18 protein-coding genes and 1 pseudogene are annotated in these 19,580 nt (G+C 42.4%); 9 read left to right on the top strand and 10 right to left on the bottom strand.

Annotated features, from left to right (window positions below):
• Positions 1 to 169 (top strand): annotated as a pseudogene (locus tag B4F08_RS00165) (IS4 family transposase); the annotation flags it as partial.
• A 57-nt stretch (positions 170 to 226) separates the two neighbouring features.
• Here B4F08_RS00165 and B4F08_RS00160 read toward each other — a convergent pair.
• Entirely contained in the window at positions 227 to 877 is a 651-nt protein-coding gene (locus B4F08_RS00160) for an HAD family hydrolase (protein WP_291372304.1), read from the bottom strand.
• Between the two features lie 182 nt (positions 878 to 1,059).
• Here B4F08_RS00160 and B4F08_RS00155 point away from each other — a divergent pair, with 182 nt between their 5' ends.
• Entirely contained in the window at positions 1,060 to 1,542 is a 483-nt protein-coding gene (locus B4F08_RS00155; protein WP_004692547.1) for an RNA pyrophosphohydrolase, read from the top strand.
• Positions 1,543 to 1,624: 82 nt separating this feature from the next.
• The gene (gene ptsP, locus B4F08_RS00150) at positions 1,625 to 3,922 is read left to right on the top strand and encodes a phosphoenolpyruvate--protein phosphotransferase (protein WP_086210004.1); all 2,298 of its coding nucleotides are present in this window, start codon (positions 1,625 to 1,627) and stop codon (positions 3,920 to 3,922) included.
• Between the two features lie 6 nt (positions 3,923 to 3,928).
• Here ptsP and B4F08_RS00145 read toward each other — a convergent pair whose 3' ends face one another.
• Together B4F08_RS00145 and B4F08_RS00140 are read right to left on the bottom strand one after the other, a co-directional pair.
• Positions 3,929 to 4,117 carry a DUF7230 family protein gene (locus B4F08_RS00145; RefSeq protein WP_291372297.1) on the bottom strand — a complete coding sequence of 63 codons (189 nt, stop codon included), beginning with the start codon at positions 4,115 to 4,117 and terminating at the stop codon, positions 3,929 to 3,931.
• A 176-nt stretch (positions 4,118 to 4,293) separates the two neighbouring features.
• Positions 4,294 to 4,908: a LysE family translocator gene (locus B4F08_RS00140; RefSeq protein WP_086210006.1), complete on the bottom strand. Its 615-nt coding sequence runs from the start codon at positions 4,906 to 4,908 to the stop codon at positions 4,294 to 4,296.
• 151 nt (positions 4,909 to 5,059) lie between these two features.
• On the opposite strand from B4F08_RS00140, the gene B4F08_RS00135 reads away from it, so the two are divergent.
• Both B4F08_RS00135 and B4F08_RS00130 read left to right on the top strand, forming a co-directional pair.
• Positions 5,060 to 5,512 carry an Lrp/AsnC family transcriptional regulator gene (locus tag B4F08_RS00135; protein WP_086210007.1) on the top strand — a complete coding sequence of 151 codons (453 nt, stop codon included), beginning with the start codon at positions 5,060 to 5,062 and terminating at the stop codon, positions 5,510 to 5,512.
• A 281-nt stretch (positions 5,513 to 5,793) separates the two neighbouring features.
• Positions 5,794 to 6,930, top strand: coding sequence for a DUF389 domain-containing protein (locus tag B4F08_RS00130; RefSeq protein ID WP_110975018.1), 1,137 nt, complete (start codon positions 5,794 to 5,796; stop codon positions 6,928 to 6,930).
• A 6-nt stretch (positions 6,931 to 6,936) separates the two neighbouring features.
• Here the strand turns inward: B4F08_RS00130 and B4F08_RS00125 are convergent, their stop codons facing one another.
• Positions 6,937 to 8,589 (bottom strand): acyl-CoA dehydrogenase family protein, encoded by a 1,653-nt coding sequence (locus tag B4F08_RS00125; RefSeq protein ID WP_291372291.1) that lies wholly within the window; start codon positions 8,587 to 8,589, stop codon positions 6,937 to 6,939.
• A gap of 78 nt (positions 8,590 to 8,667) precedes the next feature.
• Here B4F08_RS00125 and B4F08_RS00120 point away from each other — a divergent pair, with 78 nt between their 5' ends.
• From B4F08_RS00120 to B4F08_RS00105, 4 genes are all read left to right on the top strand, one after another.
• Positions 8,668 to 9,288 (top strand): TetR/AcrR family transcriptional regulator, encoded by a 621-nt coding sequence (locus tag B4F08_RS00120; RefSeq protein ID WP_291372289.1) that lies wholly within the window; start codon positions 8,668 to 8,670, stop codon positions 9,286 to 9,288.
• A gap of 275 nt (positions 9,289 to 9,563) precedes the next feature.
• Positions 9,564 to 10,088: a PAAR domain-containing protein gene (locus B4F08_RS00115; RefSeq protein WP_291372287.1), complete on the top strand. Its 525-nt coding sequence runs from the start codon at positions 9,564 to 9,566 to the stop codon at positions 10,086 to 10,088.
• Positions 10,078 to 10,776, top strand: a complete 699-nt coding sequence (locus B4F08_RS00110) for a zinc protease (RefSeq protein ID WP_279681157.1) — start codon at positions 10,078 to 10,080, stop codon at positions 10,774 to 10,776. Before B4F08_RS00115 ends, B4F08_RS00110 begins: the two co-directional genes overlap by 11 nt.
• A complete protein-coding gene (locus B4F08_RS00105) occupies positions 10,773 to 11,174 on the top strand; it encodes an NF045616 family extracytoplasmic (lipo)protein (protein ID WP_349680345.1) in 402 nt (133 codons plus the stop codon). The genes B4F08_RS00110 and B4F08_RS00105 overlap by 4 nt, the downstream gene beginning before the upstream one ends.
• A gap of 135 nt (positions 11,175 to 11,309) precedes the next feature.
• Here the strand turns inward: B4F08_RS00105 and katG are convergent, their stop codons facing one another.
• From katG to hcaB, 6 genes are all read right to left on the bottom strand, one after another.
• Complete coding sequence (katG, locus tag B4F08_RS00100) at positions 11,310 to 13,502, bottom strand: catalase/peroxidase HPI (protein ID WP_291372281.1); 2,193 nt, start codon at positions 13,500 to 13,502, stop codon at positions 11,310 to 11,312.
• 435 nt (positions 13,503 to 13,937) lie between these two features.
• Entirely contained in the window at positions 13,938 to 14,993 is a 1,056-nt protein-coding gene (locus B4F08_RS00095; protein WP_151707434.1) for an MBL fold metallo-hydrolase, read from the bottom strand.
• A gap of 70 nt (positions 14,994 to 15,063) precedes the next feature.
• Positions 15,064 to 16,002: a cation diffusion facilitator family transporter gene (locus B4F08_RS00090; protein WP_110975902.1), complete on the bottom strand. Its 939-nt coding sequence runs from the start codon at positions 16,000 to 16,002 to the stop codon at positions 15,064 to 15,066.
• Between the two features lie 156 nt (positions 16,003 to 16,158).
• Positions 16,159 to 17,385: a 3-phenylpropionate/cinnamic acid dioxygenase ferredoxin--NAD(+) reductase subunit gene (gene hcaD / locus B4F08_RS00085; protein WP_291372276.1), complete on the bottom strand. Its 1,227-nt coding sequence runs from the start codon at positions 17,383 to 17,385 to the stop codon at positions 16,159 to 16,161.
• Positions 17,382 to 18,356, bottom strand: a complete 975-nt coding sequence (locus B4F08_RS00080; protein ID WP_291372274.1) for a 3-carboxyethylcatechol 2,3-dioxygenase — start codon at positions 18,354 to 18,356, stop codon at positions 17,382 to 17,384. The genes hcaD and B4F08_RS00080 overlap by 4 nt, the downstream gene beginning before the upstream one ends.
• Positions 18,357 to 18,763: 407 nt before the next feature.
• Positions 18,764 to 19,579 (bottom strand): 3-phenylpropionate-dihydrodiol/cinnamic acid-dihydrodiol dehydrogenase, encoded by an 816-nt coding sequence (gene hcaB / locus B4F08_RS00075; RefSeq protein WP_119064080.1) that lies wholly within the window; start codon positions 19,577 to 19,579, stop codon positions 18,764 to 18,766.
• Between the last annotated feature and the right edge of the window lies 1 nt (position 19,580).

The raw sequence follows: 19,580 nt of genomic DNA, 5'->3' as shown, positions 1-19,580 counted from the left end.
TTTGCTGGTGAACTTCGCTAAACACATGGCACAAGAAGGATGGAGTGTTCAGCGTTTACTGAGAATTATTCAGGTCAATTTATTTGAAAGGAAACTTTTAAGGTCACTCTTTGTGCCTGATAAAAAATGGCGAAAACAAGAAGAACCTCAATTGAGGTTCTTCTTGTGATATTTGTGGGACAGCAGTGACCCGAAAGTAGCCTTTTCAATATCGAAAGATAAATAATTAAATGGACCAGTCTTGGATTTCCCATGCCTGATCTTTAGCCAATGCTTCCAAACGATCATCAGGATTAATAGCTATCGCATGGTCGGCGTATTCCAGTAAAAAACGATCATTAATAGAGTCCGAATACGCCCAAGACTCGCTGACATCACGCCCTGCCAGCCACTGATCTAAACGCGTCAATTTACCTTTTTGGTAGCACGGCGTATTTATCACTTTGCCCGTGTATTTGCCATCAACCACTTCAGCATTGGTTGCAATGATTTCGCTAATCCCAAACTCGCGAAAAATTGGGGCGGTAATAAAGTCTGAAGTGGCCGTGATCCCAACCAAAGCATGCCCTGCCTCTTTGTGACGTTGAATGGCTTGAAAACCATCAGGACGCATTTGCGGGCGAATCACTTTTTGCATGAATAACTCATGCAGTTCAGTGAGGTAGGTATTGTCATGTTGAGTTAAAAATTCAAACACAAATTCATTATAAGCAATCGGGTCGAGTTGCCCTGCTTTGTAATCTTCATAAAATTTATCGTTCATGGCACGATGGCGAACTGGATCAACCAAGCCCTCATTCACCAAAAACTCTCCCCAAGAATGATCCGAATCGGTGTTTAACAAGGTGTGATCGAGATCAAATAGTGCCAATTTCATGAAAATACTCGTAAAAACTGAAATTTAAGAAAAAATTTGTAAATCTATCTCCGCTAGTCGATAGAAATTCGTTAAGATCATAGCAATTTTAACATTTTTAAACTTTGCTTTTTTCGAGTTGGATACAGAAATAAAAATCCCCGATCGCAAAGTCATAAATTACACAATATTTAGGTAGCCAAATGATCGATTCGGAAGGTTTCCGACCCAATGTCGGGATCATTTTGGCAAACGAGTTTGGACAAGTTTTATGGGCAAAACGCATTGGACACAATGCTTGGCAATTTCCACAAGGAGGTATCCAATATGGAGAAACCCCTGAACAGGCACTTTATCGTGAGCTGAGAGAAGAAGTTGGCTTACTGCCCGAACACGTCCAAATAGTAGCGCAAACTAAAGGTTGGCTGCGTTATCGTTTGCCGCACCGATACATTCGTACAGATTCCGATCCCGTATGTATTGGACAAAAACAAAAGTGGTTTTTACTCAAACTCACTGCCCCCGCTCAGAATATTCGTTTGAATTTGTCTGATCCGCCCGAGTTTGACCAATGGCAGTGGGTCAGCTATTGGTACCCACTGGGGCAAGTGGTGAATTTTAAACGCGATGTATACCGCAAAGCGATGGTGGAGTTGTGCAATCAGCTCCCTCAAAAAAAGCCTTAAAAAATCTAGACGTCCTACAGATTTTTTAAGGTTCTCTTGTTATAAATAAGTTGGACGCACTTTTTTTTTTGGAGTAGATGCGATGTCGAATATGCAACTGGATACCCTTAGACGTATTGTGCAAGAAATCAATGCGTCCACCAGTTTGCATGAATCACTCGACATTATGGTCAACCATGTGGCCGAAGCCATGCACGTTGACGTTTGCTCCATTTATTTATTGGACGAGCGTAATCAACGTTATTTGTTGATGGCATCGAAAGGTTTGAACCCCGATTCAGTCGGCCATGTTTCACTACATACCAGTGAAGGCTTGGTCGGCCTAGTCGGACAACGCGAAGAAATTGTCAACCTTGACAATGCCCCGAAACATGAACGTTTTATGTACTTACCTGAAACAGGTGAGGAAATTTATAACTCGTTCCTTGGCGTACCCGTCATGTACCGCCGTAAAGTCATGGGCGTGCTTGTAGTGCAAAATAAAGAGCCTCAAGACTTTAGTGAAGCGGCTGAATCCTTCCTTGTCACCCTCTGTGCACAACTTTCAGGGGTCATTGCGCACGCACATGCCGTGGGCAATATCGACGTTTTTCGTAAGCCCAGCAATTTACCCGCTTACAAAACTTTCCAAGGCGTCCCTGGTTCAGGTGGAATTGCATTAGGCCGTGCTGTCATTCTTTACCCACCTGCAGATTTGGCGGCTGTTCCTGACCGTGAAGCCGATGATATCAGTGAAGAATTAGCCCTACTGGATCGTGCCCTGACCTCAGTGCGTGATGAAATCAAATCGCTTGATGACAAGATGCAAGACGCCCTTATGGCTGAAGAACGTGCCCTGTTTAGCGTGTTCTTACGCATGTTGGATGAAAATGCGCTACCTGCTGAAATTAAAGAGCAAATTCGCGAAGGTAACTGGGCACAAGGTGCAGTACGTATCGTCATTGATAACCATATTGATCTGTTTGAACAAATGGAAGATGACTACTTACGTGAACGTGCGGCAGATTTAAAAGATTTAGGTCGACGTATTTTGGCCTATTTGCAAGAAGCGGATTCAAGTCACCGTGAACTTACCGATGAAAGTATTCTGATTGGAGAGGAAATTTCAACCGCAGCTTTGGTTGAACTTCCTGTCGATAAAATTGCTGCGATTGTCACCACAGAAGGTGCCATGAACTCGCATATGGTGATTGTGGCACGTGCTCTCGGCATTCCAACCGTTGTGGGGGTGACTGAACTACCGATTAATACACTCGATGACGTTGAAATGATTGTCGATGCGCATCAAGGTCGGGTCTTTATTAATCCACCTCGCCGTCTACGTACCCGTTATAAAGAGATTCAAAAAGAAGAAGAGCAAATTGCCAAAGACTTAAAACAGTATGAAACCAAAGATGCCATCACCCCTGATGGTGTCGCAGTCAAACTGTTTGTCAATACTGGTCTAATGATTGATGTGGTGCGCGGTGTACAACGCGGAGCCAAAGGTGTTGGTCTATATCGCTCCGAAATTCCATTTATGCTCCGTGACCGCTTCCCTGGCGAAGAAGAACAACGTGCGATTTATCGTCAGCAGTTGAGCCACTTCGCCAACAAACCCGTGGTGATGCGTACACTCGATATTGGCGCCGATAAAGACTTACCTTATTTCTCCATTGAGGAAGAAAACTCCGCACTGGGCTGGCGCGGCATTCGCTTTACGCTCGACCACCCTGAAATTTTCTCTTCACAAATTCGTGCCATGCTTAAAGCCAGTATTGGTTTAAATAACCTGCATATTTTACTGCCGATGGTCACCAGTGTCAGTGAAGTAGAAGAAGCGCTGTACCTTCTTGAGCGTGACTGGGTCGCAGTGCAAGAAGAGGAACAAGTAAAAATCACCAAACCGAAAATTGGTATTATGGTTGAAGTTCCAAGCGTGCTGTTGCAAATAGATGAGTTTGCCGAATTGGTTGACTTTTTCTCGGTCGGCTCAAACGATTTAACCCAATATTTACTGGCAGTCGATCGAAACAATCCACGGGTTGCTAACGTTTATTCACATTTCCATCCTTCAATTTTGCGTGCACTGACTCGCTTAGTCAAAGAGTGTCATAAGTACAACAAACCAGTCAGCATTTGTGGAGAAATGGCAGGAGACCCTTTATCTGCGATCTTACTGATGGCAATGGGCTTTAATACGCTGTCGATGAGCTCAAGTAACATTCTGCGTGTACGCAAAGCTATTTGTCATGTGCCGATGCCTGACGCGATTGAACTCTTAGAACACGCATTGAAAATGAGTAATCCACTCATTGTAAAAAGCCAAATGGAATATTATTTTAAAACACACGGTTTAGGCGATATGGTCAAATCAGCGACACGTATTGTGACGGCTTAGAAGCCTTTAAACACAAAAAAGAGGCATTAAAAAAGGGAGATAATCATCTGAATATCTCCCTTTTTTGTGCTTGTCATAGCCTCGTTTTGCATTTTTCTTTCGGTCTACAAAGACTTGGCTTTGGTTGACTTCATGCATGTGTTTTGCCACGAAGTTGTGAATCACAACTTTTGGCGCAGCTTTCTTCTTTGCCATTTTCCCACCTAACTGAACGGATGATATCGCATAGGATATGGCTGGAATTTTACGCTTTTTTGTATACTTTACAAGCGACTTTCATGTCATTTCTGTCTCTTAGCGTAGCCTATTTTTAAAGAGATAGCTCATACAACTATTTAAGCGCCGTAACTTGTATCTGCTGAAACATACACTTAAAAATAAAATTGATCTAACAATAAAATGATTGCAATCAAAATCATCAATGCACCAGAGACTCGACTCACGATCATAGCTGCATGAGGACGTGTTGCTAAAACTCTTTGCGCACTAAACCCGACCAAAAAGTAAACCGCTGCACAACTAACCAGATGGATTCCTGCCAATAAAATAATCTGAGAAGTTGCCGATACGGCAGATTTTGGATCAATAAAAGGTGGCAACAACGCTAGAAATAAAAGCAGGACTTTCGGATTTAAACCACTCAAATACACCCCACGAATGTACCAAGATTTAGAGGAAGTCAATGCCACCTGATCACGACTAATACTTGCAGGACGCATCGACAAGTTCAAACCCATCCAAAGCAGATACAGTGCCCCAATAGCTGTAAGCACTTGAAGTAACATTGGCTGACTCGCAACCAAAGTTCCAACACCAGCCGCAACAGTCAAAGCCGCCATCAAGTGTCCAGTTAATAGCCCCGTCACCGCAGGTAAGACTCTTTTACCTTGGATTCCTGAAGAAATCACATAAGCCCAATCTATACCTGGTGTGATCACGAAAAGTATAGAAACGCTCCAAAACGCAATCAAAATGCTGAGTGACATCCCTTTCCCCTTTTATCGGTTATCGTTGTTAAAATTTGGGGAGTTGATCATTCAAACAGCCTCAAATAATTTTGAAAGGATATCCTTTAGGCTCTAAAATGTGCTTTCAAATCTTTGTGCAATAACGGCTAAAAAAGGGAGATTCTTCCACATGGATAAAATTGATAAGAAGATTCTTGCTGAACTACAAGCAGATGGACGTTTATCGGTTACTGAGTTAGCAAATAAAGTTGGATTGAGTCTTTCACCCTGTCATCGACGAGTCAAAGCCTTAGAAGATGCGGGTATTATCAAAGGCTATCGTGCACAGCTCGATTTTTCTCAGTTGGGTTTAAATTTTTCGACCATTGTTTTTGTCACACTCAAAAATGGCGATAAAAATTCAGTGCTCAGCCTTGAAGAGGCTATTTTGCAGATTCCTCAAATTGTAAAAGCGCAACGGCTTTTTGGTGACCCCGACTACTTACTGCATGTTGTCACCTATGACTTGGAAAGTTATCAAAAACTCTATGATGAACAACTGTCAGCACTCCCCAATGTGCAACGCCTGATTTCCACTATGGTCATGAAAAATATTATTTCGAATCGGAGTGTTTTATTCTAAAAAGAACACTATACAGTGGTATCCACCCCACCATTCAGTGAGAAACGTCATACAACGCAATACTTACCCTAGTTCGATGGATGAGCTGAACGACAAAAGACCAATCCAACCTAAAGGTAAATGAGCCAAGCCATACTACGCGTATGAAGAGAAAAAGTTCTATTTACGAATGCTGAAAATTTATACGCAACTTATCTTATTTTTCACTATTGTTTATATTTGTTTCCTTCTTTAAAAGCGCTAAATTAATACTTAACTCGATATAAAATAAGAGCATCATCATGCCATTAGAAAAAGACAAAGATGCAACTATTGTGGTCAACGACACCCCTGACCAAGAAAAGTACGAATTCTTAAAAGAGAAGATTCGTTATAAACAAGCTTTACGCGAAAATTCAAAAAAAATTGACCATCAAAAAGTTCGACTGAATATTCAAGCGGATGCTCTTCCCAGTAAAACCTTTTTTATTATGAATGCCTTGGCGGCCATCATTGCAGGTTATGGCCTGCTTTCAAACTCGGCTGCGGTAGTGATTGGCGCGATGCTGGTGGCGATGATGTTAGGGCCGATTTCAGGTATCGCTTTGGCTTTAATTGACAACCGCCTTTTACTGTTTAAAACCGCGCTGTCCACTTTACTCCTTGGCATTGCCATGATTTATAGCATTGGAATCGTGATTGGTTTAGTAAACTATGACCTGCCTATGACCAATGAGATTCTATCGCGCACGCAGCCAACCATTTTAGATTTGATGATTGCTTTAGCAGGTGGTGCAGCAGGAGCTTTTGCTTCGGTTTCACCTCGGTTGTCTGTAGCAGTCGTTGGTGTCGCCGTTGCCACTGCTTTGGTTCCGCCCTTGGTGGCCAGTGGGATTTTATTTGCACATATGGAATGGAAAAATTCAGCCAATGCTTTTTTACTAGCGGTGACCAATATCTTTGCCATTCAGATTAGCTCATCTTTAGTCCTTTGGATTGCAGGCTTTAGACGTGGTTCCAGCGAAGAAGTGCAGAGTAATGTCAAAGAGTTTCTCAAACGTAATGCTATTAGCTTAATGTTCTTGGCGCTCTTAGGGATTTATCTCTCCTTTAATTTTTATACTCTGCTCAATGCTCGACTATATGAAAGCAGTACTGAAACAACCATCAGTACTGCGCTGAATCATGATAATAATATTATTGATACGATCCAATTCGATAAAAGAGATGATTTCACTTTAGTCCGTGTCTCTATCCGTGGCGATATCCCGCCTAGCCCTGCACAAATTGCAACACTCAATCAGAAACTTTCGTCAGACTCAAACAATAAACCCAGTATCGTCCAAGTCCGTTTTATTCCGATTGATATTATTCAGGCTGAGGACAGCCCCAACGTCAAACTCGAACAACATGAGGCGCAAAAACTTTCAGTACAATAATGTGCCTTAAACCGCAAATGCTCTATGTAGCAGTCGTTCTACGTCGGGTTGTTTCATCTCAAGCATCCCGACAACCCGACCATGAAATGGACTATAACGGCTTTGAATAAAACCATCAGCCACATAGTCTGGTGCATGCCGTTTTAGCAGGACTGCTTGAGTCAAAATCACCAGCCTACTGACCAAACTGCGCCCCATAAATTGCAGCTCTTCAGGTGCCTGCTGGAATAATTTAAATAGACTTTGTAGCTCTTGCTTCAACTGGTCATCTTGCATCGCGGTGGATGCTAAATCTTGAAACAAGATCTCAATCGACTCTACATCACGGCTGATGGCACGCAATACATCCAAACACATGACATTACCCGAACCTTCCCAAATAGTATTGACTGGGGCTTCTTTAAAAATGCGCGCCATGATGCCGTTGTCGACATAGCCATTGCCCCCAAAGACTTCCATCATCTCGCCAGTCAACTCAACTGCACGCTTACATACCCAGAACTTCGAAGCTGGGGTCATAATGCGTTTCCATGCTACGGACAATGCGTCATCCGCTTCATAGCAATGTGCAAGATGGAAACTAAGTTGCATCGCCGCTTCCGTTTCTAAGGCCAAATCTGCCAATACCGCTTGCATCAAAGGCTGCTGTGCTAAGTGTTTGCCAAAAGCTTTGCGCTGACGGGTATAAACAATACATTGCACCAAGGCTTGCCTAAGCATGGCAGTACTGCCTACGGAACAGGTCAGACGGGTGTAATTCGCCATTTCAATAATGGTGGGAATACCGCGTCCAGCCTCCCCAATCATAATGCCCCACGCGTCTTTAAATTCGACTTCGGAACTGGAGTTGCTACGGTTGCCCACTTTGTCTTTTAAGCGTTGCACATGAATTGGGTTCTTGCTGCCATCCTCTAGCCAACGTGGCACAAAGAAACAGGCCAAACCATCTTGTTCCGTCTTTGCCACCACCAAATGTGCATCACACATCGGTGCAGAGAAAAACCATTTATGCCCTGTGAGCAAATAGGCTTGTCCACGCCCCGACTCTGCGACAGGTACTGCAATGGTTTCATTGGCACGTACATCCGAACCGCCTTGTTTCTCAGTCATGCCCATCCCTAGCCAAATTGATTTTTTCTGGCTGATGGGCACATCACGTTCATCGTATTCGGTCGAAAGTAACTTATCGCCGATTTTGGCCCACAGTTCAGGCTCACGTTGAATCAGTGGAATACTGCCCAAAGTCATCGAATTTGGGCACAAGTTTCCACACTCGACCTGCCCTGCCAAATAAAAACGTGCTACCCACTCGACCCATTTTGAGGATGAATTCGGATGATTAAACGGATGTGCATGGGTATCGAACTGACGGTTCAGTCCCATCCATTTATGCCATGCAGGGTGAAACTCGATAAAGTCTTTACGGCGTCCGCGAGCATCGAAGGCATGTAATATGGGCGTATGCCTATTGGCCAGATCAGCATAATCATAATATTCCGCAGAGCCGATGACTTTCCCCATCTCTGTGAGTCTTGCCTGATCCTGACTGCCATAACGGGCCAATATTTTTTGTAAAACGATATCAGTTTCAAACAGATTGTAATTTTCCAGTTCATCAAACTGATTGCTGATTTGATGGGTCATCCCTGTCGTATTCATATCACTTTGCTCTTGTTATGCTGTGCTTTTCATTTCAGTATAGAGAAAAATTGAGTCTGCCATGTTCAGCTTTGTGCTATGAAGAATCCTGAGATCCAAGTCCGCCGTAGACCGCGCCAGTCGCGAGCTAAACTCACCCAAGAAGCGTTGCAAGAAAGTTTTGTTCGGCTTTTGCATGAGTGTCATGCACATGAAATTACCATTCGGGAAATTACCGATGTGGCAGGTGTCGGTTTAGGGACTTTTTATGAGTACTTTTCAAAGAAGGAAGATTTGGTTGCATTAACCATTCATCAGCACGTAAAAACCAATGCGGAGCAACTAAAAAGTTATGCACAAAGCCTGATAGAGTTATCCACAAAATCAACTTTTGAAGACTATTTACAACAAATTATTCACTTTCAGCTCAAACAGATTCAGACTCGACAGTTTCTCTGGGCGCAGACTTTTTTGCTGGAACGGCAGGTTTCAAACATTGAAAGCTATCGAAAGAGTTATGAAATGATGGTGCAAATGTGGCGCAGTATCCTTGAGCCTTATGTTGATGATGCAGAGCAACTCAAGCAATTGAGTTTAAATGTGCAACGTGTGTGTTATGGCTTTGTGTCTCAGACATTATTGGTTGAACCAGAGTTTGAGGAGTGGGATGCGCTTGAAAAAGATATTGTTCAAAGTTTAGGAAAACTTAAGTTTGAATAAAAATAGCTTTTTTTAACTTAAAGATCCTTTTTGATTGGCAAAACATAACTAAACTGCTTACAAAAAATACTATTTGTCTAAAAATTGCTTTCCCATGATTTTCTATGCTTACCTTTAAATTATAAATTACTGATATATAAAATAATATTTAAATTAGGTTCATATAAGCCCTATTATCTAAAATGGAATCAATATTTCAGGGTATTCCTTGGAATTTTGTATCGTTTAATTCTTATGGTTTAATAACAATATCGTTAAAAAATTATAAAAAATAAATGAAAGCATTAATCACAGTAGGTTGTAAAACAGATCATGGTGGAATCATTGTTTTAGGTGACTCATCTTTTTTAGTCGAAGGTAAGGCAGTACATCTTGATGGTATGACTCATTTTTGCCCTAAATGTAAGGTTCAATCACGTGCAATAGCATCTAATCAAGGTTTTATAGTCGTGGATGGAAAAAGCATTGTTGCTGTTGGTGATACCTCTAGTTGTGGATCAAAATATTTAAAAATTTCTGATTTAGCTGTGATGAGTAGTGGGACTAGTAGTCCAAAAATTGTATCTAATAATACTAATAGTTTTGTAGCTGAACCTAATTTTAAATACGGAAAAAAATTTGTACTACAGGATGAGTTAACAGGAGAACCTTTAGCTAATGTATGTTATGAAATATACATGAATGGTGAAACTTTCCACGGTAAAACGGATAAAGAAGGGTTTACTCATTTTATTACTAGTGAAACAGAAGAAGAACTAGAAATAAGAATAATTTTAGAGGATCATGAACATGGCGAATAGAGTAACAGGCAGAGGAAATCCTAAAAATACTGTTTTAAAGAGTATAACTTCTAAATTACAAAAAATAGATGCAGAGATGAAAAATCAAGCTGCTACTATTATTAAAGTCGGAAGTAAAAGACTGTTAACTTCTGGTGAAATAGCTATGTCTCGCCTGATTTTTAAAGATGCAATTGATTACTCTAAGGTCTGGATACATTTAGGTGGCTTAATACATACAAAAACTGGTAATGCCATGACGCCTGCTGGGGAAATCTATTTACCGAAAGATGATTACTTAAAAACACCTGACTATAGTAAGGCTTTAGGTCAAGACAGACATTGGTTTATTCATGAAATGACCCATGTTTGGCAATATCAAATGGGAGCATCAACAGGTTGGCTTGGGATAAACCAATTATGTAAAGGAGGATATACTTCGGAGGTCAATTCTGTTGACTCGGACAATGAGTTAGAAGCCTATGACACGGACTTAGGAGGTCGAGATTTAAATAAAAAATTTCAAGATTTTAACTTTGAACAACAAGGTAGAATTATTGAGTTTTGGTTTGATGCTTGTTATTTACAAAAAGTTAATCCCCAACGGGATCATCATCAAAAAAGTTTACAATTATTAGGCTATGTTGAGAAAATATTAAGAGATTTTTTACTTAACCCCTCAAATAAAAATTTATTACCGAAATCGTGATTATGAAAAAAATAATATATAGTTTTGTAGCAATGGTGCTTATAGGTTGTAATCAGCAGAGTCGAGATCTTAATACAAAAATTATTGATAATAATTTATGTATTTTTACAAATGAATCTAGAGACTATGGAAATGACAGTTTTTTAGTTGAAACAGGAAAAATTGACTATTCTAAAGAATATCAAAGTGAATATATGAAATCGTATAAAGACACTAAATTCCCCATTAATGAAAAAATCTGTGTACTCATTCCGTTAACTAAAATAGAGAAAAATGTAGCTTATACGATTACTTTAAGTACTATTAACAAAAAATTTAGCTCTCAAATTTGTATTTTAGAAAATAACAGCGGTATTAGTATTAAACAGGTAGAGGCTGGAAAAAGCACATGTGAATAACTCCTATCGCATTAATCCACTTTAAAATCAACATAATACACGCTATACTAACCTAAACTTGTAAATCAAATAATATCAACATCTTATGATCTATAAAAAAACCGCCCTTATGGGCAGTTTTTTATTTCAATCAAACTACTTCACATCAAAACGGTCTGCATTCATTACTTTCACCCAAGCGGCAACAAAGTCTTTTACAAACTTCTCTTTGTTATCATCTTGCGCATAAACTTCCGCATATGAACGTAAAATCGAGTTCGAACCAAAGACTAAGTCTACACGTGTTGCCGTCCATTTGGTTACCCCTGTCGCACGCTCCACGATTTCATAACGGTTTTTACCCACAGGTTTCCAGTTGTATTTCATGTCGGTTAAGTTCACAAAGAAATCATTACTCAGTACCCCTACGCGATCTGTCAACACACCTTCTGGTGTACCTGCATAGTTCGTACCAAGTACACGCATACCACCAACCAATACCGCCATTTCAGGCGCAGTCAAACCGAGTAATTGTGCACGGTCTAACAGCATTTCTTCAGGTTGTACGCTGTAATCTTCTTTGACCCAGTTACGGAAACCATCATGCTTAGGCAATAAGTCTTCAAAAGAATACACATCAGTTTGCTCTTGAGTCGCATCGCCCCGTCCGGCAAGGAACGGAACTTTGATATTCACACCCGCAGCATGCGCCGCTTTTTCAACAGCTGCCGTTCCACCTAGTACAATCAAGTCCGCAATACTGACTTTTTTCGCAAGACCTGCCTGAATTTCTTCAAGTTTCGCCAAAACTTTGGCTAAACGCTCTGGCTCATTACCCACCCAGTCTTTTTGTGGCGCAAGACGGATACGCGCCCCATTGGCGCCACCACGGTAGTCTGAACCACGGAAAGTACGCGCACTGTCCCAAGCAGTATTGATCAATTCAACCGAAGTTAAACCACTATTCAGCAGTTTCGCTTTTAACTCTTCTATTTCAGCTTCAGACAAAACATAATCGACCGATGGAATTGGGTCTTGCCAAATAAGGTCTTCACTCGGAACATCTGCACCTAAGTAGCGGGATTTTGGTCCCATATCACGGTGCGTCAGCTTATACCAAGCACGCGCAAACACTTCCGCCAAATAAGCTGGGTCTTTATAGAACCGCTCTGAGATTTTGCGGTATTCAGGGTCTATTTTTAATGCCATATCAGCATCAGTCATCATTGGGTTACGGCGTACATTTGGGTTATGCGCATCAATAGGTTTGTCTTCCTCTTTGATGTTAATCGGCTCCCATTGTTTCGCACCCGCAGGACTGGTGGTTTTTTCCCATTCATAAGTGAACAACAGATAGAAAAATTCGTTATCCCATTTGGTTGGGTGAGTCGTCCAAGCCCCTTCTAAACCACTGACCATGGTGTTCGCACCATTGCCTGTGCCTTCGGAGTTATGCCAACCAAGACCTTGAAACTCCACGTCAGCGCTTTCGACATCTGCCCCTAAGTTTTCAGCTTTACCATTCCCGTGGGCTTTCCCTACGGTATGACCACCCGCAGTCAATGCCACGGTTTCTTCATCATCCATTCCCATACGGTCAAAAGTGACACGCATGTCTTGTGCAGTACGGAGGGGATCTTGAACGCCATCAACCCCTTCTGGATTGACGTAGATCAAACCCATTTGTACCGCAGCCAATGGATTTTCAAGCGATTTACGGTCTTGGTCATTGGCATAACGGTTTGCTGTTGGTGCCAGCCATTGGCGCTCTTCGCCCCAGTAAATATCTTTTTCAGGTGCCCAAATATCTAGACGACCACCACCGAAACCAAAGGTTTTCAGACCTGCTTCTTCATAAGCTACGGTCCCTGCGAGAATGATTAAATCGCCCCATGAAATTTTATTGCCATATTTACGTTTGACTGGCCAGAGTAAGCGACGGCCTTTATCGGTGTTGACGTTATCAGGCCAACTGTTGAGGGGGGCAAAACGTTGGTTACCCGTGTTGGCACCGCCACGTCCATCTTGTTTACGGTAGGAACCCGCCAAGTGCCATGCGGTACGGACAAACATCCCAATGTAGCTACCATAGTCAGATGGCCACCATTCTTGGCTGCTGTTGATGAGTTCGCGTAGGTCTTGTTTCACCGCTTCTAAATCTAATGATTTGAATGCTTTTGCATAGTCAAAATCAGGATCCATCGGGTTGGTTTTTTTATCGTGTTGCGACAGGATGTCTAGATTGAGCGCATTGGGCCACCAATCAGAATTATTGGTGCTGGCTAAACTCGTTTGTCCACCGTCTTTCTGGTGAAATGGACAACCTGATGCTTGCATATTCTGTGTCATGTCGAGCTCCAAATTTGATCATCAAATTATGATTATCATGAACCGTTTAAAGTATTTATTACTTTTCTAACATAGCCCTTTTTTATGACAATCTAAAGCGAGTTTTACGAATAAAAACAATCGGATTATTCCATGTAAATATTTAAGAAAGAAAGATTTTTAACTTTTCAACAAGATAGAAGTCGATGAAAAAACAACAGCAAGAAAAGCCTTTAATGCGGAGTTAATGGGCATTTTCAATTGAGTTTATCGTTTAAAAATTAGACGATTCCTACCAGCAATCAGTGCAGCTCAGGTTGAGTAAAAATCAAACAATAAAAAAGGCATACTTTCGGTTTTTAGATTTTTTTTGAAAGATATTTTAGTGATGTCGTTATGGTCTCGGTGATGACTGTATTTTGCCAGCCATCACCTAATCTTTACATAAAGTGCCCATTACACGCTTAAGCGTCGACCTTCTCTTAAGCAAACAAACGGATTCATCAGCTTCGAACTATTTTTCATCGCCACTTTCAAATCCATCTCAGGTTGCTCACGACTTTCATCAGTCAGCTGAAAGGTGCGATAGTGAATGGCCATCGAGCATTTAGCATGCAGGTCTTTATGTGCTTGAAAGGCATCTTGTGGATTCATATGCATATAGCGCATGAGCTCACGCGGTTCATACGCCCCGATAGGCAGTAGTGCAATTCGCGGTGCGCCAAAACGCTGATGCAGCTCTTTAAAGTGCGGCGAATAACCTGTATCCCCCGCAAAATAAGCATAGTCAGCGCCACAGTGAATAGTAAACCCGCCCCATAACGCACGGTTTTGATCACGTAGTCCACGTCCAGAACCATGCTGTGCTGGGGTATAGACCAATTTCAAATCATGCAAGCGTGCTGACTGCCACCAATCCATTTCCAACACTTGTAAATGCTTGGGTAAATACCATCCATTGCCCAAACCCGTATAAATGGGCATGGCGAAACGTTCATACAACCAGTTCAGACTGGCTATATCCATATGGTCATAGTGATTGTGGCTCAAAAGCACCGCATGGATGGTCGGCAAATTTTCTAGGGCAATCCCCGCAGGCATGACACGGCGTGGCCCTCGCCCTTGCTTCGGACTGACATGTTCCGCCCACACAGGATCGGTCAATAAATTATAAGGGCCAATCTGGAGCAATACCGTGGCATGCCCCACAAACCAAACTTGCCAATCATTTAAATCGGCATGAGGACGGTCTTGCGGTAGACTTTTTTTATCGGCATGAAAATGCGCATATTCTTGTGCTAAATCGACATTCCATGTCGAAGACTTACGTTTCATCAACCATTTCAGTAAATCGCCACGACTACGCCCTTCGGGTCGACGAACCGAATTGAAAAAGCGTGTCCCGTTATAATGGTCGGAGTGTAGAAACTGAAATTCAGGTTGTCGCCACGTATGGGACATCGTATTTTCAGTCAGAATTTGATAATGGAGTTCAGTTGATTTTGGCTTCATTTAACGTCGTTATCTTTATTGCAATACACCAGTAACAGGACCAGTTTTGAAAACTGACCTCTACCTTAACCTATTCCAAGCGTCCTTGCATTCGCTCTAACCACACTTTTTTTGATTGTGGTTTAACAAAGAGTGCCACAATTTCAGGATGATTTTGTTTAATTTTTGCTTCAATTCGATTGACACAGGCTTCTATCTCATCGGTAGTCAGGTGATCTTCAAACTCCACGCTCAATGAGGCCAAAACCTGTTTGGCACCCATTTGTTCGGTCAATAAGCCATTGGCCGACAGTACGCCTTCATCGTCTTGGGCAATTTTTAAGATGTTTTGCCGTACATGCACGTCTGCGGTTTCCCCTAGGAGCAAGCCTTTGGTTTCTCGTGCCAAAAGAAAAGCTGACACCGCCAGAACCAGCCCAATCAGGATGGACGCTACTCCATCCAATTCAGGCAGATCTAAACGATGTGCCAAATAAATACCCAAAAAGGCAATCAACAGTCCAATCAATGCAGCAGAGTCTTCAAACAAAACGGTAAACGTGGTGGGATCTTTACTGCGTCGAAAAGCCTCAAAATAACCTTGCTGACCTTTCGCTTTACGAAACACTTTCAGGGCAACACACCATGACGCCCCCTCACTTACAAATGCAAAACCAAGTACAACATAATTGATGATCGGATTTAAAATCGGTTCAGGGTGTAAAATGTGCATGATCCCATTATACATAGAGACCAATGCCCCTAAGGCAAACACCATAAGAGATACAATAAAGGCCCAAAAATACAGCTCTCGCCCATAGCCAAAAGGATGATTAAAATTGGCAGGTTTATTCGACTTTTTTAGCCCATATAACAATAAAATTTCGTTTAAGGTATCTACAACAGAGTGAATCGCTTCACTCAACATGGCAGAACTATTGGTCAGATAAGCTGCTATAAACTTCACCAAGGCAATCGCTAAATTACCTATGAGTGCGGCATAAACCACCAGTTTATTTGAATCTGCCATATCGACTTTTAGCCCAAGCTGTATTCTATTTATGTTTTTATCATATCGAAATTTAGTGGCGCATAGCGCAGGTTTTTGTAGTTCATAAATAATAAACAGACCTAAGCAAACCTTGGTCTGTTTAAATACACCCATTTAAGTGCAAAGCTTTAAATCTCAGGCAATTTTACGTAAATCCTGCAACACGTCTAAATGTTTTTCTGCATCAAAGATGACTTGTTTGCCAATCATTTTTTTCAAATGTCGCATGTCTTTGGCTGCATTCACTGTAATTCCCCCCACGATAACACCATCGGTCACTCCAAACAGAACAAACGAAGAGGCTGCACGGAGTTCAGGTCGAATTTCGCCACGAACAATCCACTCTGCTGCGGCCATATCACCAACAAACTGATAGTTAATATCGAGCTGATCCGTCCAAAACCATGCAGGATTTGCTTTTGGATGCTCTACACTCATCACGTGACGGGCAAAAATTCCAGCCTGTAAATTGGCATTTTCCCATGTTTCCACACGACGGTACTGACCATCAGCACGAAGTTGGGTCGCGACATCACCCGCAGCATAAATATCTGGATGTGAAGTTTGGCAGTGTTCATTCACTTGAATGGCACTATCAACCGCTAAACCAGCATCGACTGCCAGTTGTGCATTCGGGACAATCCCAATACCATAAATCACGGCATCTGCACGTAACTGTTCCCCTGTTGCAAGAGTGATTACCACGGTTTCACCATCTAAATGACAGTGATTAATGGTGCTATTCAAGCGCACATCGACACCCGCAAGACGTTGTTGCGCCAATAAAAACTCACTCAAAATCTGCGGGGATGAACGCCCCATCACCATCGGCCCCATTTCAATCACCGTCACTTGACAGTCTCTAAAGCGCGCAGAGGAAGCCAGCTCTAATCCAATGACCCCTCCACCAATCAAGACAATTCGCTGTCCAGCTTGTAGCACAGGCACCAGTGCTTGAGAGTCTTCCAAATTACGTAAGGTATAAATGCGTTGACCTAAAGCATCGAAATTCGGCAAGCGACGTGCTGCACCGCCAGTCGCAAGCAACAGTTTGTCATAAGCAATCACATCACCCTTTTGCAATTCAACAGTTTTTTCCTCAGGGTTGATTTTCACCACGCCATTACCACTGATATGCGTGACACCTAAAGTCGCCAATTTCTCTTCTGATAAAATCTCAACCTTGGTTTCTTCGGGCTTTAAAATCACATCTTTGGATAAAGGTGGACGTTCATAAGGCAAATGAACTTCATCCCCAATCAGGATAATATTGCCCTCATACTTGTTACCGCGGAGTTCTAAAATCGCACTCGCACCCGCCTGTCCCGCACCAACGATGACAATGGTTTCAATATTGCTCATTTGATTCCCCCTTTTAACTCTGCCGAGACAATACCAAAGCCCGCAATCCACTCGCTGATGTCTTCATAACAATGCGTCGTCATCTCGTATTCACCGAGTTCATGTAAGGCTGCAAATGCCGCCATCCAAGAACGGACTTCCTGACCACCCCGCCCACCATCACGGCGAATGTCTGCTTCAGTCATGGCTTCAATTGTAGCGAAGTCTGCTTTGGCCAATATTTCAAGCAATGTACGATCCCATTCTGGATTGAGTGGCACGGCAACAGATTGATCACCTGCTGCCAGTTTCTGCCCCACGGCAATAATTTTGGCTTGACGATGATTCCGTGATTCTTCACTTGGATTACGTCCACAAATCAAAAACTCTTCCACTTCTGGCGGTACAGCACCCATTTGTGGTGTCGGAGGATCATGTGAAAGTCCACCTGTTCCTAAAATTAAAACCCTTTCATTTTCAAGATTTAAAGACTGAATAAATTGTCCAACAGCACGCCCCAAAGCAATGGTTCGCTTGGTGGTTGGCATCGGTGCTGCTGCACCATTGACAAAAATAGGAATGGTTGGATAACGGTCTAGCTGTCCACCACACAGAAAATGTAAAGGCTGCGTCACGCCATGATCGGCTTGCATTCGGTAGGAATAGGCAACATCCACACCTTCATCGAGTACACGACGCACCAAAGCAACCGCAGTGTCTTCAGGCACATTGATTTTGTCGTTATCTTTACCGTAGTCCCAATCACCTGCCGCAGTTGCACGAATACCCACACAAAAACTTGGCATCAAATCATAGAAAAAGCCATTAAAATGGTCTGGGCCAAAAGTAATGATGAGGGTTGGATCATACCCTTTGACTTCTGCCGCAAGCTGGGCAAAAGTCTCACGTACAATCTGTTCTTTACGCTGTTCTTGCGGTGAAGCAAATTCCATTAAGGGACTGTGCGATGCACAAATGAGTTTAACGGCCATGTGTGACTCCAAAATAGAAACCGTCGCTTAATGACTGTGTTTCCTTAATATATGCAAAGATCTCAATATAAAGACTGGGTCAAAATTAAGCGTTGAAATGATGAAGCGGAGTCTTTCCAATAAAGCATAAACTTCCAGACTAACCTTCGGTTCGACCTACTTTTCTTTTGGGAAAAGTAGGTCGAACCATTGTCATTCGCAAAACTCGGCAACAACCATCACGACATTGACAGGTCGCAGAAACATTTCGTTTTAGCTTTAGCCCTGCCTCAAACAATTGCGAATGACTTTTCCGCGTACCCAAATTTTTTGAAATACTCATCAAACCTAATTGAGTTTAGATTTGAGATTTCTTTACGTTTAAAAGCTCCAAAGATCCCTAGATAATGAGTAGTTCAGTGAATCAATCACTCATCAAAGAACCCTGCACGAGGTTGGCGTAAACCACGGATGCCTAAACCGCATTCAGCATTGATCAAAACACCCGTCAGTGGACGGTTGTTTTGACGCGATGCCAACAAGACGTATGAACCTGTCATCTCTTCAGGTTCAGGCAAGAAATTCAGTGGCATACCACGAGCAATCTTTTCAGGGTCACGTGCATCGAGTAGCCCCAAATTTTCTTGACCTAAAGATGCCGCCCCTTTGATATTGACATTCATACCTGACGGCGCCACCGCATTCACTCGTACTTTAGGCGCAAGTTCATAGGCCAATTCTTTCATCACCCCCACACCTGCATGCTTAGAAGCTGTATATACAGGGCCTCCGCCTGCCGAGTACAAGGCTGAATTAGACAAAGTAAATATGATCGACCCCTCAGAAGCTATCAATGCCTCCAGTGCGGCTTTTGCCCCCAAGATGAGCGATTTGGTATTAATGCCCATAATTTCATCAAAGGCTTTGTCTAACTGTTCACCCGAAGTATTGACGATATCGGCATAATGATCCCAAATCCCAGCATTACCGACAAAACAATCCAATTTGCCAAAACGCTCAAGCGTGGCATTCACGGCACGGACATTGTCTTCATAGCAAGCCACATCACCCGCAATCGCAAGAATGCGATCACCGAAATGTGCCTGTAATGCCTCCACTTTGGCTTGTGAACGCTGTAACACAGCCACCTGTGCGCCTTCTGCTAAAAAGCGCTCGACCAATGCCCAGCCCAGACCAGAACCGCCCCCCGTAATCAGGGCAACTTCACCTTGTAACCAGCCCATG

It is taken from the genome of Acinetobacter sp. UBA6720, from assembly GCF_002454215.1.
In the GTDB taxonomy this organism is placed as follows: Bacteria; Pseudomonadota; Gammaproteobacteria; order Pseudomonadales; family Moraxellaceae; genus Acinetobacter.
Note: the sequence above shows the minus strand (reverse complement) of the source record. Positions and strands in the feature narration are given on the sequence as shown.